Origin of the sequence: Microbacterium koreense, assembly GCF_042677105.1 — a bacterium.
In the GTDB taxonomy this organism is placed as follows: Bacteria; Actinomycetota; Actinomycetes; order Actinomycetales; family Microbacteriaceae; genus Microbacterium; species Microbacterium koreense.
Map to the genome: position 1 here is coordinate 1040172 of NZ_JBHTIM010000001.1, position 15385 is coordinate 1055556.

General features: G+C 66.4%; 15 protein-coding genes. 10 read left to right on the forward strand and 5 right to left on the reverse strand.

Going from position 1 to position 15385, the window contains the following annotated elements:
* Positions 1-297: 297 nt before the first annotated feature.
* Together ACFQZV_RS04800 and ACFQZV_RS04805 are read right to left on the reverse strand one after the other, a co-directional pair.
* Complete coding sequence (locus tag ACFQZV_RS04800; RefSeq protein ID WP_378753213.1) at positions 298-522, reverse strand: hypothetical protein; 225 nt, start codon at positions 520-522, stop codon at positions 298-300.
* A 65-nt stretch (positions 523-587) separates the two neighbouring features.
* Positions 588-896, reverse strand: a complete 309-nt coding sequence (locus tag ACFQZV_RS04805) for a DUF7882 family protein (RefSeq protein ID WP_378753211.1) — start codon at positions 894-896, stop codon at positions 588-590.
* A 109-nt stretch (positions 897-1005) separates the two neighbouring features.
* Between ACFQZV_RS04805 and ACFQZV_RS04810 the strand changes: the two genes are divergently transcribed.
* Positions 1006-1788 (forward strand): EAL domain-containing protein, encoded by a 783-nt coding sequence (locus tag ACFQZV_RS04810; protein ID WP_378753209.1) that lies wholly within the window; start codon positions 1006-1008, stop codon positions 1786-1788.
* Positions 1789-1805: 17 nt separating this feature from the next.
* On the opposite strand, the gene ACFQZV_RS04815 is transcribed toward ACFQZV_RS04810, so the two are convergent.
* Positions 1806-2066 (reverse strand): hypothetical protein, encoded by a 261-nt coding sequence (locus ACFQZV_RS04815; RefSeq protein ID WP_378753207.1) that lies wholly within the window; start codon positions 2064-2066, stop codon positions 1806-1808.
* A 45-nt stretch (positions 2067-2111) separates the two neighbouring features.
* Between ACFQZV_RS04815 and ACFQZV_RS04820 the strand changes: the two genes are divergently transcribed.
* Positions 2112-2408, forward strand: coding sequence for a DUF7882 family protein (locus ACFQZV_RS04820; protein ID WP_378753205.1), 297 nt, complete (start codon positions 2112-2114; stop codon positions 2406-2408).
* Here ACFQZV_RS04820 and ACFQZV_RS04825 read toward each other — a convergent pair whose 3' ends face one another.
* Together ACFQZV_RS04825 and ACFQZV_RS04830 are read right to left on the reverse strand one after the other, a co-directional pair.
* Positions 2409-4361 (reverse strand): bifunctional diguanylate cyclase/phosphodiesterase, encoded by a 1953-nt coding sequence (locus tag ACFQZV_RS04825; protein WP_378753203.1) that lies wholly within the window; start codon positions 4359-4361, stop codon positions 2409-2411.
* Positions 4362-4579: 218 nt separating this feature from the next.
* Complete coding sequence (locus ACFQZV_RS04830) at positions 4580-5068, reverse strand: YajQ family cyclic di-GMP-binding protein (protein ID WP_378753201.1); 489 nt, start codon at positions 5066-5068, stop codon at positions 4580-4582.
* A gap of 422 nt (positions 5069-5490) precedes the next feature.
* On the opposite strand from ACFQZV_RS04830, the gene ACFQZV_RS04835 reads away from it, so the two are divergent.
* The 8 genes from ACFQZV_RS04835 to ACFQZV_RS04870 all read left to right on the forward strand — a co-directional run bounded on the left by ACFQZV_RS04835 (position 5491) and on the right by ACFQZV_RS04870 (position 15286).
* Positions 5491-6735 carry a sugar ABC transporter substrate-binding protein gene (locus ACFQZV_RS04835; protein ID WP_378753199.1) on the forward strand — a complete coding sequence of 415 codons (1245 nt, stop codon included), beginning with the start codon at positions 5491-5493 and terminating at the stop codon, positions 6733-6735.
* Between the two features lie 82 nt (positions 6736-6817).
* Positions 6818-8428 carry an ABC transporter permease subunit gene (locus tag ACFQZV_RS04840; protein WP_378753197.1) on the forward strand — a complete coding sequence of 537 codons (1611 nt, stop codon included), beginning with the start codon at positions 6818-6820 and terminating at the stop codon, positions 8426-8428.
* A 1-nt stretch (position 8429) separates the two neighbouring features.
* On the forward strand, positions 8430-9422 hold the full coding sequence (locus ACFQZV_RS04845) for a sugar ABC transporter permease (RefSeq protein WP_378753195.1): 993 nt from the start codon (positions 8430-8432) through the stop codon (positions 9420-9422).
* Positions 9422-10855, forward strand: a complete 1434-nt coding sequence (locus ACFQZV_RS04850; protein WP_378753194.1) for an alpha-amylase — start codon at positions 9422-9424, stop codon at positions 10853-10855. Before ACFQZV_RS04845 ends, ACFQZV_RS04850 begins: the two co-directional genes overlap by 1 nt.
* Before the next feature lie 4 nt (positions 10856-10859).
* Positions 10860-12854, forward strand: coding sequence for a glycoside hydrolase family 13 protein (locus ACFQZV_RS04855; protein ID WP_378753192.1), 1995 nt, complete (start codon positions 10860-10862; stop codon positions 12852-12854).
* Between the two features lie 71 nt (positions 12855-12925).
* Entirely contained in the window at positions 12926-13822 is an 897-nt protein-coding gene (locus tag ACFQZV_RS04860) for a bile acid:sodium symporter family protein (RefSeq protein WP_378753190.1), read from the forward strand.
* A gap of 55 nt (positions 13823-13877) precedes the next feature.
* Positions 13878-14378 (forward strand): FBP domain-containing protein, encoded by a 501-nt coding sequence (locus ACFQZV_RS04865; protein WP_378753188.1) that lies wholly within the window; start codon positions 13878-13880, stop codon positions 14376-14378.
* Positions 14375-15286 carry a PfkB family carbohydrate kinase gene (locus tag ACFQZV_RS04870; RefSeq protein WP_378753186.1) on the forward strand — a complete coding sequence of 304 codons (912 nt, stop codon included), beginning with the start codon at positions 14375-14377 and terminating at the stop codon, positions 15284-15286. The genes ACFQZV_RS04865 and ACFQZV_RS04870 overlap by 4 nt, the downstream gene beginning before the upstream one ends.
* The last annotated feature ends 99 nt before the right edge of the window (positions 15287-15385 follow it).

Here is a 15385-nt window from a genome sequence, read left to right on the forward strand (position 1 = left end):
AGGAAACGCGGTCTTCGGGTCGGAGCCCCCCAGGACTCCCAGGGAGCCTCCCCAGGTCTCCCGCTGTCTTGCGCGAGTCGTCTCAGATACTTCTCGCATTGTTGTTCCGGAGTCCCCCGACTCCGGTGGGCCCGCTGTCCAGCAGATCTTGCCGTGATCCCCAGTGCTTTCTTTCGTGCCCAAGAACGAAGTTAGCGTGTCCACCGCATGGGGGACAGCCGATTTTCCGACTCTTTGGGAAGTCCTGAGGTTCGCTGTGATTGCTTGGTTGCGGCTTGAGGTTCGGCGGTCGCGTGCTCAGGGCAGAATCGCCGCGCTCACGAGGAAAAGCGCCGTTGCCATCGCGACGTTGACAAGCGCGAGGACGATGAGCGAGGTAGTTGCCGACGGACGTGCATCGACGGACTGCCATGGTGCGTGCGAGTCAGGAGACACGGCAGTCTCTCGTCGACGAGGGGCGCGTGGGATACCGATCGAGGGGCGGCGGAATGCGGTCGGCCGTTCGTCGATGTCGATACTCATGAGGCCGACGCTAATCGGATGGTGGCGTCACCGGCGGCCGTTGACAGGTCGACGAGCGTCGGCTATCAGGGGCTGGGAGTGTCCGGTTCGGGGACGAGCGAAAGCCCGGCGGGCGAGTTCGCGGATCTCGTGAGCGCTTCGATCCACGCCGGATTGAGGCTTGCGACGCGGCCGCCGAAGTACTGGAAAGCCAGCGTTGCCTGCGGGCTCAGCCACACCGACGTGCGCCCCAGTCCGGCGCGGTTGGGATCGGTCCACGTGAAGGGGAAGGCCTCACCGCGACGAAGCTTCGCCCAGATGACATGTTGGAGGTGTGCAAGGACGCGGTCATCGAACGACGCGACGACCTTCGAGTCGTAGGTGAGTGTTCCCATCCCTGCGATCTTATGTCCCGAAGGGGGGAGGAGTGGCGGGCATCGTACACCGATCTCGCCGATTCCTCTCCCGTTGCATCGATTCGACCGGTGCTCGACGCTGATGTGTATGCACGACTCCGCCTCTCTCACGCGAGACCTTCGCGCAGCGCTGGAGCGGAACGAACTGTCCGTCGCGTACCAGCTTCAATGGCAGCTCGAGCCCGACGCGTCGAGCCCAACGCATCTGAAGCCGGTGACGGTTGAAGCCCTCTCGCGGTGGACGCATCCGCGGCTGGGGGTGATACCGCCGGACATGTTCATCCCGCTCGCGGAGCAGGACGGCTGCCTAGATGAGCTCGATCTGGAGGTTCTGCGTCGCGCGGCGACTCAAGTTGCACACTGGCGATCGCTGGGTGCGAAGATCGGACTGTCGACCAACGCATCGCCGTCGCGATTCGCCGAGGGTTACGCGCGCCGAATCGTCGAGGCGATCGATCATGCCGGACTGGACCCCGCCGTCGTCACGATCGAAGTGACGGAGACCCCCGCACCCCAGTTGACTCCCGGGATGCGCTCCGCGATCGACATCTTGCACCACGTGGGGGCATCGGTGTCGGTCGACGACTACGACGGCGCGGCGACGACCGTCCCGATGCTCGAGTCCCTTCCGATCGACGAGGTCAAGATCGATCGATCACTCGTCCAGCGAGCCGATGCCGACGCCGATCGAGCCATTGCGGACGTGGTGAATGCCGCCGAGGCGCGAGGCTGGTGCACCGTGGCGGAGGGCATCGAGACCGTACAGGATCTCGACCGTGCGCGCCGACGGGGGTGCCAGCGGGGTCAAGGCTACCTGTGGGGGGCTCCCGCGTCGGCAGCTGTGGTGCGCGCTTCGTTGCTCAGCGTGTGACCCCAGCGCCCGAACGCTCAGACGTCGTAGCCGTCGTCCGCCGTGGCGCCGTCGTCGCTCGCGGACGGCGCCACATCCGGCACCTCGATCTGCGACCAGGTCACCGGCATGCCGGGGGAGAAGAGGATGTCGATGCCGGGTCCGCCTCGAAGCGGGGGGACGTTGACGTACCCGCCGCCCGCTCGGATCGCGTCGAGGATCTTCCCCTTCAGCTCAGAAACCGGGTCGGGCAGGAAGTAGTCACGGCCGTCCACGGTCAGTCGGTTCACGATCGCCATGGAGTCCACCCTAGTCGTGGCGTCCGTCCGCCTAGAGTGGACCATATGGGTGCTTTCCACTACGGCTCGCCTGCCACGACCTTCGACCTCGACGACCGTCTGCTGGCGCATCTCGAGCTCGTCATGATGGCGAAGTTGCGGCGCCAGGAGAGCTTCTCCTTCGCGATCGCCGACGATGACGGAAGCCGGCGGCAGGCGATGTGGATCTCACCCCTCGTCGCGCTCCGCTTCAGCTACGTTGCACCGATGCCCGAGATCAACAAGAAGTGGTTGCAGGACCTGGTCGACACGGCGAACTCGCCGGGTGGCCTGCGGGTCGTGCCCGAGCCCTCGTTGGACTGATCAGTCCGAGATCCGACCTCCGCCGGCACGCTTCGCGCGGTACATCGCCTCGTCCGCCGCGCCGACGACGTCCGCCGACTGGGCGCCGTGCGGCGCCACCACGACACCCGCCGACGCCGATACGGTGATGACGCGTCCATCGGTGGCCACCGGTTCGGTGACTGCGGCGAGTGCGCGCTGCGCAACGGCCCGGGCGTCTGCCTCGCCCAGGCCCACGACGATCACAACGAACTCGTCGCCGCCGAAGCGGATGGCGATGTCGGAGGATCGGGTCACGCTGGCGAGGCGTTTGCCCACCGCGGCGAGAACGGCATCCCCGGTCTCGTGACCGTAGGTGTCGTTCACGCGCTTGAAATCGTCCAGATCGAGGAAGATCACCGCGATCTCATCGTTTGCGTCGTGGAGGAGATCCTCAAGCCGGTCGTCCATGAAACGTCGATTGTGCAGACCGGTCAGGGCGTCTCGCCATGCGAGTTCGGCGAGTTCGGCTTGCGCGCGCGCTGCCAGGGCGGTGCGGATGTCCTCGCCGAGGTCGATCGCATCCAGCGCATGGTGATGCCACGGCAGGCTCCGGCCACGCACTTCTTCGCGCCAGGAGGCGAAGGAACGGCGAGGTGAGAGTGGCTGATCACGATTCGCCGAGGTCTGGTCGCCCAGCCAGGTCACCGTCTGGGCCACCTCGCCCCGGATGAACACCAGTCGATCACCATCCGATCCCAGTGGTACGACCAGGAGCCCGGCAACACCCGGCGCGACCGCGGCGATGTCGGGGTGGTCCGTGGTCAACGCCTCGGTCGTGAGCGAGGCCGTCCCCGCGTCGTCGAGGGCGGCGAGCAGGGGCCCCGGGTCCGGAACGATGCCGACCGTGTGGAGCGCGCGGTCCATGCGCAGGATGGCGCCGTCGGCAGGGACGACGTCGAGCACAGTGTGTGTGCCGGTCATCAGTTGCGTGGCGGGGTCGTTGCGGCCGTAGAGCGGAGCTGTGATCGATGCGCGGCGTTGGCGCGCGTCGAGTTGCCTGCGCAACTCGGTGATCTGCGCCGCGGCGGTGAGCTGCGACCCCACCTGAGTCGCAAGCACCTCGAGCGCACGTCGGAGGAGCACAGGAATCCGACGCGCAGTGCGATGCGCGCAGGTGAACATTCCGACCAAGCGATCGTCCACGACGATCGCGAAGGACACTGTCGCCCTCTGACCCATGTTTCGCATGAACGTCAGATGGTGGGGTGACGCAGACCGCAGCTCGCTGGGGCCGAGATCGAAAGGGGGTGCGGGATCCAAGACGGTGACCAGCGGAGCACCGATATCTTCCGTGTCGGCGATGAGCCGCGATCGTTTTTCGAGGTAGAGCGCCCGCGCCTGCGACGGGATGTCGGATGCCGGAAAGTGAAGCCCGAAATACGGTTCCATGTCGGGTTCGTGCTCGTCGGCGACGACCTGTCCGTGGCCATCATCATGGAACTCGTAACACATCACCCGGTCGTATCCCGTGACCTTTTTGATCTCGCGGGCCGCGGTCTGGCGCAGTTCGTGTGGGTCTGTGATGCCCGCAAGCCGCTGGATCGCACCGACGACACCGGTGCGCACGTAGTCGAGATCGCGGATCACGGGTTCGATCTCGACGATCAACGGGTCGGTGCCGCGGTGCACGATGACATCGACCAGTTCGTCCTCGAACCGGGCACGGACGGGATCTATGGCGAGGCCTTGCTCGATCGCCCAGGCAAAGGTCTCATCACCCGCCGCTCGCGCACGACGTCCGAGCCAGTGGGCGGAATTCTCGCCGGCCATCACCACGAGGCCGGTTCGCTCGTCGATTCCGAGAAGGGAACCGTAGGACTGGACGCGTCCGATCATTCGGATCGGCTCAGCTGCGCACTCTCGGGCGCGGCGCTCTTCGTCGAGCTGTCGCGCGCGCCGGTCATCGGTCGGGCCGGCAGAAATGTCGGTCACGCAGTGGCCTTTCGAGTGGCGGTTTGCCGCGATGTCGGCACAGGGGGATCGCCAATGCCGAGTCTAGGCACGATCCAGCATGATGAGAAGTTCGTTCTCCGCTTCTCACCGCCGACGAATTCCCAGATCAGGAGTTAGTTAGCTCGCCTAGCTAGTTCGACTGTAACCGTGCGGGAACCCGCCACCATCCCCGTGGATCCCGCGCCCTGCGCCGCGTGCTAGCGGTAGTTGACGAACTGGAGGTCGACGTCCAGGTCGGCCTCCTTGAGCATGCGCTGCACGGCCTGGAGGTCATCGCGACTCTTGGACTGCACGCGCAGTTCGTCGCCCTGAATCTGCGACTTGACCGACTTGGGGCCCTCATCGCGGATGAGTTTGCCGATCTTCTTCGCGTTCTCCTGCGAGATCCCCTCCTTGAGCGTGGAGGTGATGCGATACTCCTTGCCACCGGCGACGGGGTCGCCGGTCTCGAGGCTCTTGAGCGAAATGCCGCGCTTGATCAGCTTCGACTGGAAGACGTCGAGGACGGCCTTGGCGCGCTCTTCGCTGTTCGCCTTGATCAGGATGGCCTCGCCGCTCCACTCGATCGAGGCGTCGGTGCCTTTGAAGTCGTAGCGCTGCTCGACCTCTTTGCGCGCCTGGTTGAGGGCGTTGTCGGCCTCCTGGCGGTCGATCTTGCTGACGATGTCGAACGAGGAATCTGCCATGGGTTCAATCTACCCGCGACGGCCTCGACCCGTATCGATCGTCTGGGCGCCGCGGATGCACGCGGCGTCGGCGCACAGTGCGGCGCGCGACGAGCTGTACGTGAAGCCGAACTCGCGCACATCGACGACTGGGGCGTCGATATCGGGAACGGGAATGCGGTGCGGACCCACCCGTCCACGCCGTTCATCGCCACCCGATCCGTGCGGAATCCGGGGCGAATCTGGAAACGCTTGCATGCAAACCGGTATATCGGCTGAGGTGCGGGATCACGAACGGATATCGAATACCTTCCGCGCTTGCGTGTGTGTACAATTTGCCGCATGCTGTAAGCGCTTGCAGTCTGGCGAGCGACCCCGCATGACCTTCCCGCGCTGTTCGGTCGAAGGCAGAAACCATCCGCACTCAAGAGAGGCACCCACCAATGAAGGTGAACAAGAGGGGCGTCGTCGGCGCCACCGCGATCGCCGCAGTCTCATCACTCGCCCTCGTCGGCTGCGCCGGCGGCTCCGGCGGAGGAGATGCATCCGAAGCGCCGGAGGCAGCCGGAACGCTGACCGTCTGGGTCGACGCCGACCGCGCGACCGTCCTGAAAGACGCCGCGGCAGAGTTCACGGACGAGACCGGTGTCAAGGTCAACCTCGTTCAGAAGGACTTCGGCGAGATCCGCGACCAGTTCATCGCGCAGGTCCCGACCGGCAAGGGCCCCGACATCGCCGTGGGCGCGCACGACTGGCTCGGCACGCTCGTGACCAACGGTGTCGTCGCGCCCGTCGAGCTCGGTGACACCGCAGCCGACTACGAGCAGGTCGCCGTCGACGCCTGGTCGTACGACGGCCAGGTCTACGGCGTCCCCTACTCGATCGAGAACATCGCGCTCATGCGCAACACTGCTCTGGCGCCCGAAGCGCCCGCGACGTACGACGACATGATCAATGCCGGTCGCGCCGCCGGTACCGAGTACGCATTCCTCGTGGGTCTCGACCCCGAGGCGGGCGACCCGTACCACATGTACCCCTTCCAGACGTCGTTCGGGGCGCCGGTGTTCGGCACCAACGCCGACGGCACCTACAACGCCGACGACCTTCAGATCGGCAACGCCGGCGGAGACGCCTTCGCCGTGTGGCTGGCCGAGCAGGGCACTGCGGGCATCCTCAACCCAAACATCTCCGGTGACCTCGCGCGGGAGAACTTCGTCGGCGGCAAGGCGCCGTTCTTCCTCACCGGACCCTGGAACGTCCCGGCGGCCGAAGAGGCCGGCATCGAGATCGCCATCGATCCGATTCCCACCGCCGGTGGCGAAGCCGCACAGCCGTTCGTCGGGGTGCAGGGCTTCTTCCTCAGTGCCAAGAGCGAGAACGTCGTCGCCGCGACCAACTTCCTCACCAACTACATCGGTTCCGAAGACGTGCAGACCGCTCTGTACGAGGTCGGCGGCCGTGCACCGGCCCTGACGTCTGCCTTCGACGCCGCCGTCGCGGGCGACCCGATCGTCGCCGGGTTCGGTGAGGTCGGCGCCAGCGCCGTGCCGATGCCGAACATCCCGCAGATGGGCTCGGTGTGGGAGTTCTGGGGCGTCACCGAGAACGCCATCGTCAAGGGCGAGGGCGACCCGGTCACCCTCTGGCAGCAGATGGCCAGCGACATCCAGAGCGCCATCGCCGGTTGATCAACGGTGTGGGGCGGCATCCTGCGGGGTGCCGCCCCACACCTGACTCCATCCCCGCATCCACCCAACGGAGGGTCAGACGATGACGACGACACCCACGCGCACCCCGGCGGAGACACGCATCGACAAGCGCCGCCGCTCCGCCGCGCGCATGGCCGAAGCCGCCGCGGTCGGCTGGAAGGTGCTGACGTTCAAGATCGTCGCGCTCGGCCTGATCGACGCGATGGCCGTCTACGCGTGCCTGGTGTTGTTCACGTCAGGCAGCTGGCTCATCGGCACCCTCGTCGCCGTCGGTACGGCGATCGTCAACTGGATCTACCTGCGCCGCGGCGGTCTCCCGGCGAAGTACCTCACGCCCGGCCTCATCTTTCTTCTGATCTTTCAGATCTTCGTCGTCCTGTACTCGGGCTACATCGCGTTCACCAACTACGGCACCGGCCACAACAGCACGAAAGAAGACGCGGTCGACGCGCTCATGCTGCAGAACACCGAGCGTGTTCCCGACTCGCCGTCCTTTCCACTCACCGTCGTCGAATCATTCGGCGAACTGTCGTTCCTCGTCACATCGCCCGACGGTCAGGCGCTCCTCGGTGGCGATGAGCGTCCGCTCGACGTCGTCGACGCGACCTTCGAGGGTGATCGCGCGGTCTCCGTCGACGGCTACAACACGCTCGGCTTCGCCGCGGTCATCGAGAACCAGTCGGTGATCGCCTCGATGGCGGTGCCGATCAGCGATGACCCGAACGAGGGCTTCCTCAAGACTCAGGATGCGACCACCGCGTTCCAGTACACGTCGCGATACGTCTACGACGAGTCCGCGGATGCGATGCTCGACACCCAGACGGGCACCGTCTATTCCGACGTCAGCACGGGCGCCTTCACCGCGCCGGACGGAACCGAGCTGCTCCCCGGCTGGCAGATCGTCGTCGGCTTCGACAACTTCGTGCGGGCGTTCACCGAGTCATCGATCCGCGGGCCGCTCATATCGGTGACCATATGGACGTTCGTCTTCGCGATCCTCTCGGTCGTGACCACGTTCGTGCTGGGACTCTTTCTCGCGATCGTGTTCAACGATCCGCGGATGAAGAGCAAGAAGTACTACCGCGTGATCATGATCCTGCCGTACGCGTTCCCGGGATTCCTCTCGGCGCTCGTCTGGGCCGGAATGCTGAATCAGGAATTCGGCTTCGTCAACGTCGTGCTCTTCGGCGGCGCCGAGATCCCCTGGCTCACCAATGAGTGGCTGGCGAAGTTCAGCATCCTCTTCGTGAATCTCTGGCTGGGGTTCCCGTACATGTTCCTTGTGACCACGGGTGCGCTGCAATCCATCCCCGACGAGCTCCAAGAAGCAGCGCAGATGGATGGGGCGTCGGTGTTCCAGGCGTTCCGCCTCATCAAGTTCCCGCTGCTGCTGGTGTCGGTCGCGCCTCTTCTCATCTCGTCCTTCGCGTTCAACTTCAACAACTTCAACCTGATCTACATGCTCACCGGGGGCGGGCCGCGTGACGTGACTGCCGGCGTGAACGTCGGAGCCACCGACATCCTCATCTCGATGGTCTACAAGGTCGCGTTCATCGGCGCCAACCGCGACTACGGGTTGGCGAGCGCGTTCTCGATCATCATCTTCATCCTCGTCGGAACGATTTCGGTGATCGCCTTCCGACGAACCCGCGCACTCGAGGAGCTGAACTGACATGACGCAGCCAGGACTCCAGACATCGGGTGGTGTCGCTTCGACGCCCGAAGGTTTCGACGCCGACACCCCGCGCGGTGCTCGGCGGCTGCGCGGCGGCGCCCCCGCGCCGGCCGGCGACGTCGTGCACCTGCCGCGGCGCCCGTTCGGCAAGTACTTCCGCGAGACGGGATGGCGCCACCTCATCGGCGTCGCGATGCTCATCTTCGCGGCGTTCCCGCTGTTGTACGTGCTGTCGGCGTCGTTGAACCCGGGTGGCACACTCATGACCGCGAACACCCTGTTCTCGACGATCGACCTCGGCAGCTACGTCGAGCTGTTCAACCGGCCCCAGCAGCCGTACGCCGCCTGGTTCGGCAACACCCTCTTCATCGGCCTCGCCTCAGCTGCGGGCACGGTGCTGCTCGGAGCGCTTGCCGCGTACTCGTTCTCGCGGATGCGGTTCACCGGGCGTCGCGTCGGGCTCATCACCCTTCTGCTGGTGCAGATGTTCCCGCAGTTGCTCGCGATGGTCGCGATCTTCCTGCTGATGAGCGGGATCGCCGAGATCTTCCCGGCGATCGGTCTCAACACGCAGATCGGCCTCATCATGGTGTACCTCGGCGGCGCGCTCGGGGTGAACACCTACCTCATGTACGGCTTCTTCAATACGGTGCCGTCGTCGATCGACGAGGCGGCGAAGCTCGACGGCGCGGGCCACGCGCGGATCTTCTTCACGATCATCCTGCGCTTGGTCGCGCCCATCCTCGCGGTCGTCGGTCTGCTGTCGTTCCTCGGCACGATGAGCGAGTTCGTCATCGCGAGTGTGATTCTGATCGACCCAGAGAAGCAGACCCTGGCGGTCGGTCTCTACCAATTCATCTCGCAAGAGACCTCGAGCAACTGGAGTGTCTTCGCCGCCGGTGCCGTGCTCGCTGCGATCATCCCGGTGGCGCTGTTCCTGGCCCTGCAGCGATTCATCGTCGGGGGGCTGACAGCGGGATCCGTCAAGTAATGCGGGTGCCGTTCGCGCTGGTCGCGCTCGCCGCGACCGGGTTGCTGGCGACGGCGTGCACCGGGCAGGGCGAACCCGAGCGTGCCGCGCCGGATGTCGGCATCCAATTGTTCCAACTACCGTGGGTGTCGATCGCCGACGAGTGCGAGCAGAACATCGGCCCGGCGGGCTTCAGCTGGGTGTTGACGTCGCCGCCCCAGGAACACATCGTGGGCGACGAGTGGTGGGTGTCGTACCAGCCTGTCAGCCACCAGATCGAGTCGCGCCTCGGTACGCGGGATGAGTTCGCGGATATGGTGCAACGCTGTGGTGACGCCGGCGTCGACGTCATCGCCGATGCCGTCATCAACCACATGACCGGGCAGGACGCCCCGGGCGTCGGGTGGGCCGGGAGCTCCTACGAGCACTACTCGTACCCCGGCTCGTTCGAGTTCGACGACTTTCACCACTGCGGACTCACGCCATACGACGACATCGTCGACTACGGCTCCCGCGAGCAAGTGCAGACGTGTGAACTCGTCAACCTCGCCGACCTCGACACGTCCGCCCCGGCGGTGCGCGCGCGGCTCGGCGCCTATCTCGACGACCTCCTCTCGCTGGGGGTGGCCGGCTTCCGCATCGACGCCGCGAAGCACATGGCCGCGGATGATGTCGCCGCGATCGTCGGCCGGCTTCCCGAAGGAACGCGCATCCTCAATGAGGTGATCCGAGGGCCCCTCGAGCCCATTCAGCCGGAGGAGTACACCGGCAGCGGCGAGGTCTTCGAGTTCTCGTATGCGCGCGACCTCGCGCCGCAGTTCGAATCGGGCCTGTTCTCCGACCCCGACCTGTCAGACGAGCGACCGATGCACGTCCCCGCCGACCGCGCGATCGTGTTCGTCGACAACCACGACACCGAGCGCGGAGAAGCGGGGCTCACGTATCGTGACGGCGATCTCTACCTGCTCGCGAACGTGTTGATGCTCGCGGATGACTACGGCACCCCGGTCGTGTATTCGGGCTACGCGTTCAGCGATCGCGATGCCGGACCGCCGGCGGAGTCCGACGGCACGGTCACCGACTCGACGTGCGGCGCGGCATCCGCAGGTGACCTCGTCACCGACGGTGAGCGCACCTGTGTGCAGACCTGGCCGGGAATCGTGGGGATGCTGGACTGGCGGGCCGTCGTCGGCGACGCGCCCCGCATGCCCGGGGTGTCGGCCGGCGACGCGTACGGTTTCGAGCGGGACGGGCGCGGCGTCGTGGCCGTCAACGTCGGCGACGAGGAGATCGTGCTGGAGATCCCGACCGCCCTTCCGTCCGGTGACTACTGCGACGTCGTCGCCGCGAGCGCATGCGACGGGGCCGACATCACCGTCGCGGATGGTGTGGCTTCCGTCACCGTGCCTCCGCGAGCGGCGGTGGCGGCGCACCTGGGGTCGCGCGTCCCGTGACAGCGTGGCAGGATTCCCGCAGACAACTGAAGAACAATCCGAGGGCTCTGTCACGGCGAACGCCTGCATCCACGACGCATTCATCCGCCTGACCTTGGAGATCTTCATGACTCTTCTCTTGCCGCATCACGACGGCTCCCCGCTGTACGTGTCGAACGCCGCCCCCGACCTCGGCGACATCGTGACCGTGCGGCTGCGTGTACCTCAGGGCTACGGGCCCCTTCACGCCGTCCGCACCCGATCCAACCCCGACAACGAGCCCCAGTGGACGGATGCCGTCATGACCGGCTCGTCCGACGGCTGGGACTGGTGGGACGCACCGGTGACCGTCGGCAACCGCCGGCACGGCTACCGCTGGCTGCTCGTCCACGAAGACGGCCGGGTCGAGTGGCTCAACCAAGCCGGAATCCACGACATCGAGACCCGCGACACCGACGACTTCGCGCTGGTCGCGCGCCCCGCGCCGCCGTCCTGGATGACGGATGCGGTGATGTACCAGGTGTTCCCCGACCGGTTCGCGCGTTCCGCGCGCGCCGACGAACGTCCGACGCCCGAGTGGGCGATCCCCGCCGCATGGGACGAGCCGGTCGATCCCGTCCTCCCCGGACGCTCACAGCAGTTCTACGGGGGCGACCTCGACGGCATCGTCGACAAGCTCGACCATCTCGTCGGCCTCGGTGTCAACCTCCTGTACCTGACACCCGTCTTCCCCGCTCGGTCCAACCACCGCTACGACGCGTCGAGCTTCCTGTCGATCGACCCGGTCGTCGGCGGAGACGATGCGTACGTCCGGCTCATCGAGGCTGCCCATGCCCGCGGCATCCGCGTGATCGGAGACCTCACACTGAACCATTCCGGCGATGCGCACGAGTGGTTCAGGTCGGCTCTGGGGAGCCCGGGGGCCCCGACGGAGGAGTTCTACTACTTCACCGACGACGACAACACGACGTACGAGTCCTGGCTCGGAACACCCACGTTGCCGAAGTTCAACTGGGCTTCCGCGCGCCTTCGCGACGTGTTCGTCACCGACGCGGACTCTGTCGTCGCCCGATGGCTCAAGCCACCCTTCTCGACCGACGGCTGGCGGATCGACGTGGCCAATATGACCGGCCGGCTGGGCGATGTCGACCTCAATGCCGAGGTGCGCAGTCTGCTGCGCGAGACGATGCACGCCATCAATCCGGACGCGCTCCTGGTCGGCGAGATCACGAACGATGCTTCGGGCGATCTGCAGGGCGACGGATGGCACGGGGCCATGACCTATCCGTCGTTCACCCGCCCGCTGTGGGGGTGGCTGGCCGAGCCCCGCAACGAGACGTACCTCACGGCGCAGGGCGAGGAGACGAACGAGCCCTGGTTCTTCGGCCAGCCGATCGGAGGGATACCGCGGTTCACCGCCCGGCAGTTCGTCGATGCAGTCGTACGGTTCACCGCGGGCATCCCGTGGCGTGTGCGGCTCGGCAACATGCAGCCCCTCGACACCCATGACACCGGGCGCTTCGCGACCCACGCGCCGGATGCGGTGATCCCGGTCGCGGTCGGGCTTTCGATGACGCTTCCAGGAATCCCCGTGGTGTTCGCCGGTGACGAGTTCGGCGTGGAGGGCATCGACGGCGAACTCAGTCGCACGCCCATGCCGTGGGGGAGTGAGAACCACCCGGATGTCGCGGCACGCCTGGCGCTGTACCGCTCGCTCGTCGAGCTGCGCCGCCGGCATCCGGTGCTCGGATCGGGAGGACTTCGCTGGCTGCACGTCGACGACGAAACGATCATCTTCGTGCGAGAGAGCGTCGACGAATCGGTGCTCGTACTCGCCACCCGAGGGGATGCGGACGTCAGTCTTGCGGTGGGAGCGCTCGCCGATGGCGATGCGCGACGACTCGTCGGGGATGCTGTGCTGGACCGGACCGCAGACGGGGCACATCGTCTCGTGGCGACGGGTCCCGCCTTCGCCACCTGGTCACTCCCGGGCGTCGCGGTGCCCGCGAAAGCCGGCTGAACCCGATGTCACGCGGCGTGTTGTCCACAGCCGCGTGACACCGGGTCGCGGCATCCGGCACACTGAGTTCCATGGGATCAGCGTTGACCACCATCGGATTGCCCGTCGCCCTCGGCATCATCATGTTCGGCCTGGGCCTCAGCCTCACCCTCGGCGACTTCGCCCGGGTGCTGAAGCAGCCGAAGGCGGTGATCGTGGCCCTCGCATGTCAGCTTCTGCTGTTGCCCGCGATCTGCTTCGGCCTCGTGATGCTGTTCCAACTGCCACCGATCCTCGCCGTCGGCATGATGATGCTCGCCGCATCGCCCGGCGGAACGACCGCGAACCTCTACAGCCACCTGTTCCGCGGTGACATCGCGCTGAACATCTCGCTCACCGCCGTCAACTCGGTCATCGCCGTGGTGACCCTGCCCATCATCACCAACATCGCCATCTGGTACTTCGACCCGTTCGACGACCAGCTCGGCATGCAGTGGTCGAAGGCGATCGAGGTGTTCGCCATCGTGTTGCTGCCGGTTGCGTTGGGCATGCTGGTGCGTCGCTTCTGGCGCGGCTTCGCCGACCGCATGGACAAGCCGGTGCGCATCATCTCGGTGATCGTGCTCGTCGTCGTCATCGCCGGGGCCGTCGCCTCCAACTGGGCGCTCCTGGTTGAGAACTTCGCACGACTGTCGCTCATCACGATCGTGTTCTGCCTCATCAGCCTCACCATCGGCTACCTCGTGCCGCGCTGGCTCAGGGTCGGGCGGCGCCAGGCGATCGCCTCGTCGTTCGAGATCGGCATCCACAACGCCACCCTCGCTATCGTCATCGCCCAAACCGTGCTCGGATCCGTCGAGCTGTCCCTTCCGGCGGCGGTCTACGGCGTGCTGATGTTCTTCATCGCCTTCGGGTTCGGCTTTCTCATCCGTGGACGCGCCTCGGACGAAGACGAAGAAGAGGCAGCCGCCGAGCGCGCCTCCGCGTGAACGAACCGCGTCCGGGGTCGCCTTCGTAGACTGGACGCGACGTCGAGGAGGTGCCATGCGGCCGTTGACAGAAGAAGACGTGCGTGCGGCGATGACGAACGCCACCGACGAAGAGCTGCGCCTGTTGTCGGTGCCCCGCGACTTCGCGCTCGCGGAATGGGACCATCTCGACTTCTACGCGTGGCGCGACCCGCACACGAAGAGCCGCGGGTACGTCATCGCCGAGGTCGACGACACCGCGCAGGGTGTGGTGCTCCGTGCAGCGAACGGCACATCGCGCGCACGCTCGGCCATGTGCAACCTCTGCCACACGATGCAGCCGGCCGATCAGGTCGTGCTGTTCTCGGCGCGCAAGGCCGGCGAAGCCGGTGCACACGGCGACACGATCGGCACCTACATCTGCGCCGACCTGTCATGCCACGAGAACGTGCGGCTCGCGGCGCCTCTCGCTCCGAGCGAGATCCGAGCCAGTGTCGATCGACGTATCGACGGCACCCGTGAGCGTACGGAGGCCTTCGTGTCCCGCGTGGCCGAGACGTCGGGGGCGCGGCGATGATGCGGCGGGTCGTGGTCGTCGGCGATGCCCTGATCGACGAGCTGCGCGACGGGTCGAACGTCCGTGAGTTCGTCGGAGGCGCAGCGCTCAACGTCGCGGTCGGCCTCGCCCGACTCGGTGTGCCCGCGACCTTACTGGCGATGGTCGGTGACGACGACGCGGGCGGACGCATCCGGGCCTACCTCGCTGACCACGGTGTCGACCTCATCGCCACGCCGTCGACGCGAGGCAGTGCACGTGCGGTGAGCATCCGCAACGCGGGCGGAGAGCCGACTTACGAGTTCAATGACGCCGCGTGGGAGCGCCGCATCCGCTTCGAGGGCGTCGCGCGCGCCGCGATCTCGGATGCCGCGCTTGTCGCCGTCAGTTGCTTCCGGTTCGACGACGCCGAGCAAACCGCCGAGCTCGCCGACGCGACGGCGGAGAGCACGCTCGCGATCGATCCGAACCCGCGCCTGGGGATGTTGCACGACCGCGACGACTTCCGCGTCGGCTTCGAAGCGCTCGCCGCGCGCGCAGCTCTCGTCAAGGTGGGCGAGGACGACGCCGAACTTCTCTACGGGGAACCGCTGGACACGTTGCGCCCGCGCCTGGTCGACCTCGGGGCGACGGCGGTGCTGTCAACCTACGGCGCCGGCGGCGCAGCGATCGACGTGGGGGGCGTGAGCGTCACGAGCGGGATCTCAGACCTGCCGGGACGCATCGTCGACACGATGGGTGCCGGCGACGCTGCGTTCGCGTCGACCCTCGCCTCGCTCGCGACACAGCCGCCGCACGACCGTGACGGGTGGGCCACCGTGTTGACACGGGCGATGGATGCGGCCGCGGCCACCTGCCGGTTCGAGGGCGCGTTGCTGCGTCTGCCGTCCGCGCTCAGCGACGCCGATCTGGGCCGTATCGACACCTGATCGCGGGGAGTTCGGCGGGATTTCCGCCGCGCCCACGGGGGCTGTAAGATAGTTGATCGCGCCTCTGGTCGACTGGAAAAGCCGGGCGGGTGCGCACCT

What these genes read in the sequence shown, in the direction of transcription:
- ACFQZV_RS04800 (WP_378753213.1), bottom strand. Translation starts at nt 522, where the DNA reads ATGAGTATCGACATCGACGAACGGCCGACCGCATTCCGCCGCCCCTCG.
- ACFQZV_RS04805 (WP_378753211.1), bottom strand. Translation starts at nt 896, where the DNA reads ATGGGAACACTCACCTACGACTCGAAGGTCGTCGCGTCGTTCGATGAC.
- ACFQZV_RS04810 (WP_378753209.1), top strand. Translation starts at nt 1,006, where the DNA reads ATGCACGACTCCGCCTCTCTCACGCGAGACCTTCGCGCAGCGCTGGAG.
- ACFQZV_RS04815 (WP_378753207.1), bottom strand. Translation starts at nt 2,066, where the DNA reads ATGGCGATCGTGAACCGACTGACCGTGGACGGCCGTGACTACTTCCTG.
- ACFQZV_RS04820 (WP_378753205.1), top strand. Translation starts at nt 2,112, where the DNA reads ATGGGTGCTTTCCACTACGGCTCGCCTGCCACGACCTTCGACCTCGAC.
- ACFQZV_RS04830 (WP_378753201.1), bottom strand. Translation starts at nt 5,068, where the DNA reads ATGGCAGATTCCTCGTTCGACATCGTCAGCAAGATCGACCGCCAGGAG.
- ACFQZV_RS04835 (WP_378753199.1), top strand. Translation starts at nt 5,491, where the DNA reads ATGAAGGTGAACAAGAGGGGCGTCGTCGGCGCCACCGCGATCGCCGCA.
- ACFQZV_RS04840 (WP_378753197.1), top strand. Translation starts at nt 6,818, where the DNA reads ATGACGACGACACCCACGCGCACCCCGGCGGAGACACGCATCGACAAG.
- ACFQZV_RS04845 (WP_378753195.1), top strand. Translation starts at nt 8,430, where the DNA reads ATGACGCAGCCAGGACTCCAGACATCGGGTGGTGTCGCTTCGACGCCC.
- ACFQZV_RS04850 (WP_378753194.1), top strand. Translation starts at nt 9,422, where the DNA reads ATGCGGGTGCCGTTCGCGCTGGTCGCGCTCGCCGCGACCGGGTTGCTG.
- ACFQZV_RS04860 (WP_378753190.1), top strand. Translation starts at nt 12,926, where the DNA reads ATGGGATCAGCGTTGACCACCATCGGATTGCCCGTCGCCCTCGGCATC.
- ACFQZV_RS04865 (WP_378753188.1), top strand. Translation starts at nt 13,878, where the DNA reads ATGCGGCCGTTGACAGAAGAAGACGTGCGTGCGGCGATGACGAACGCC.
- ACFQZV_RS04870 (WP_378753186.1), top strand. Translation starts at nt 14,375, where the DNA reads ATGATGCGGCGGGTCGTGGTCGTCGGCGATGCCCTGATCGACGAGCTG.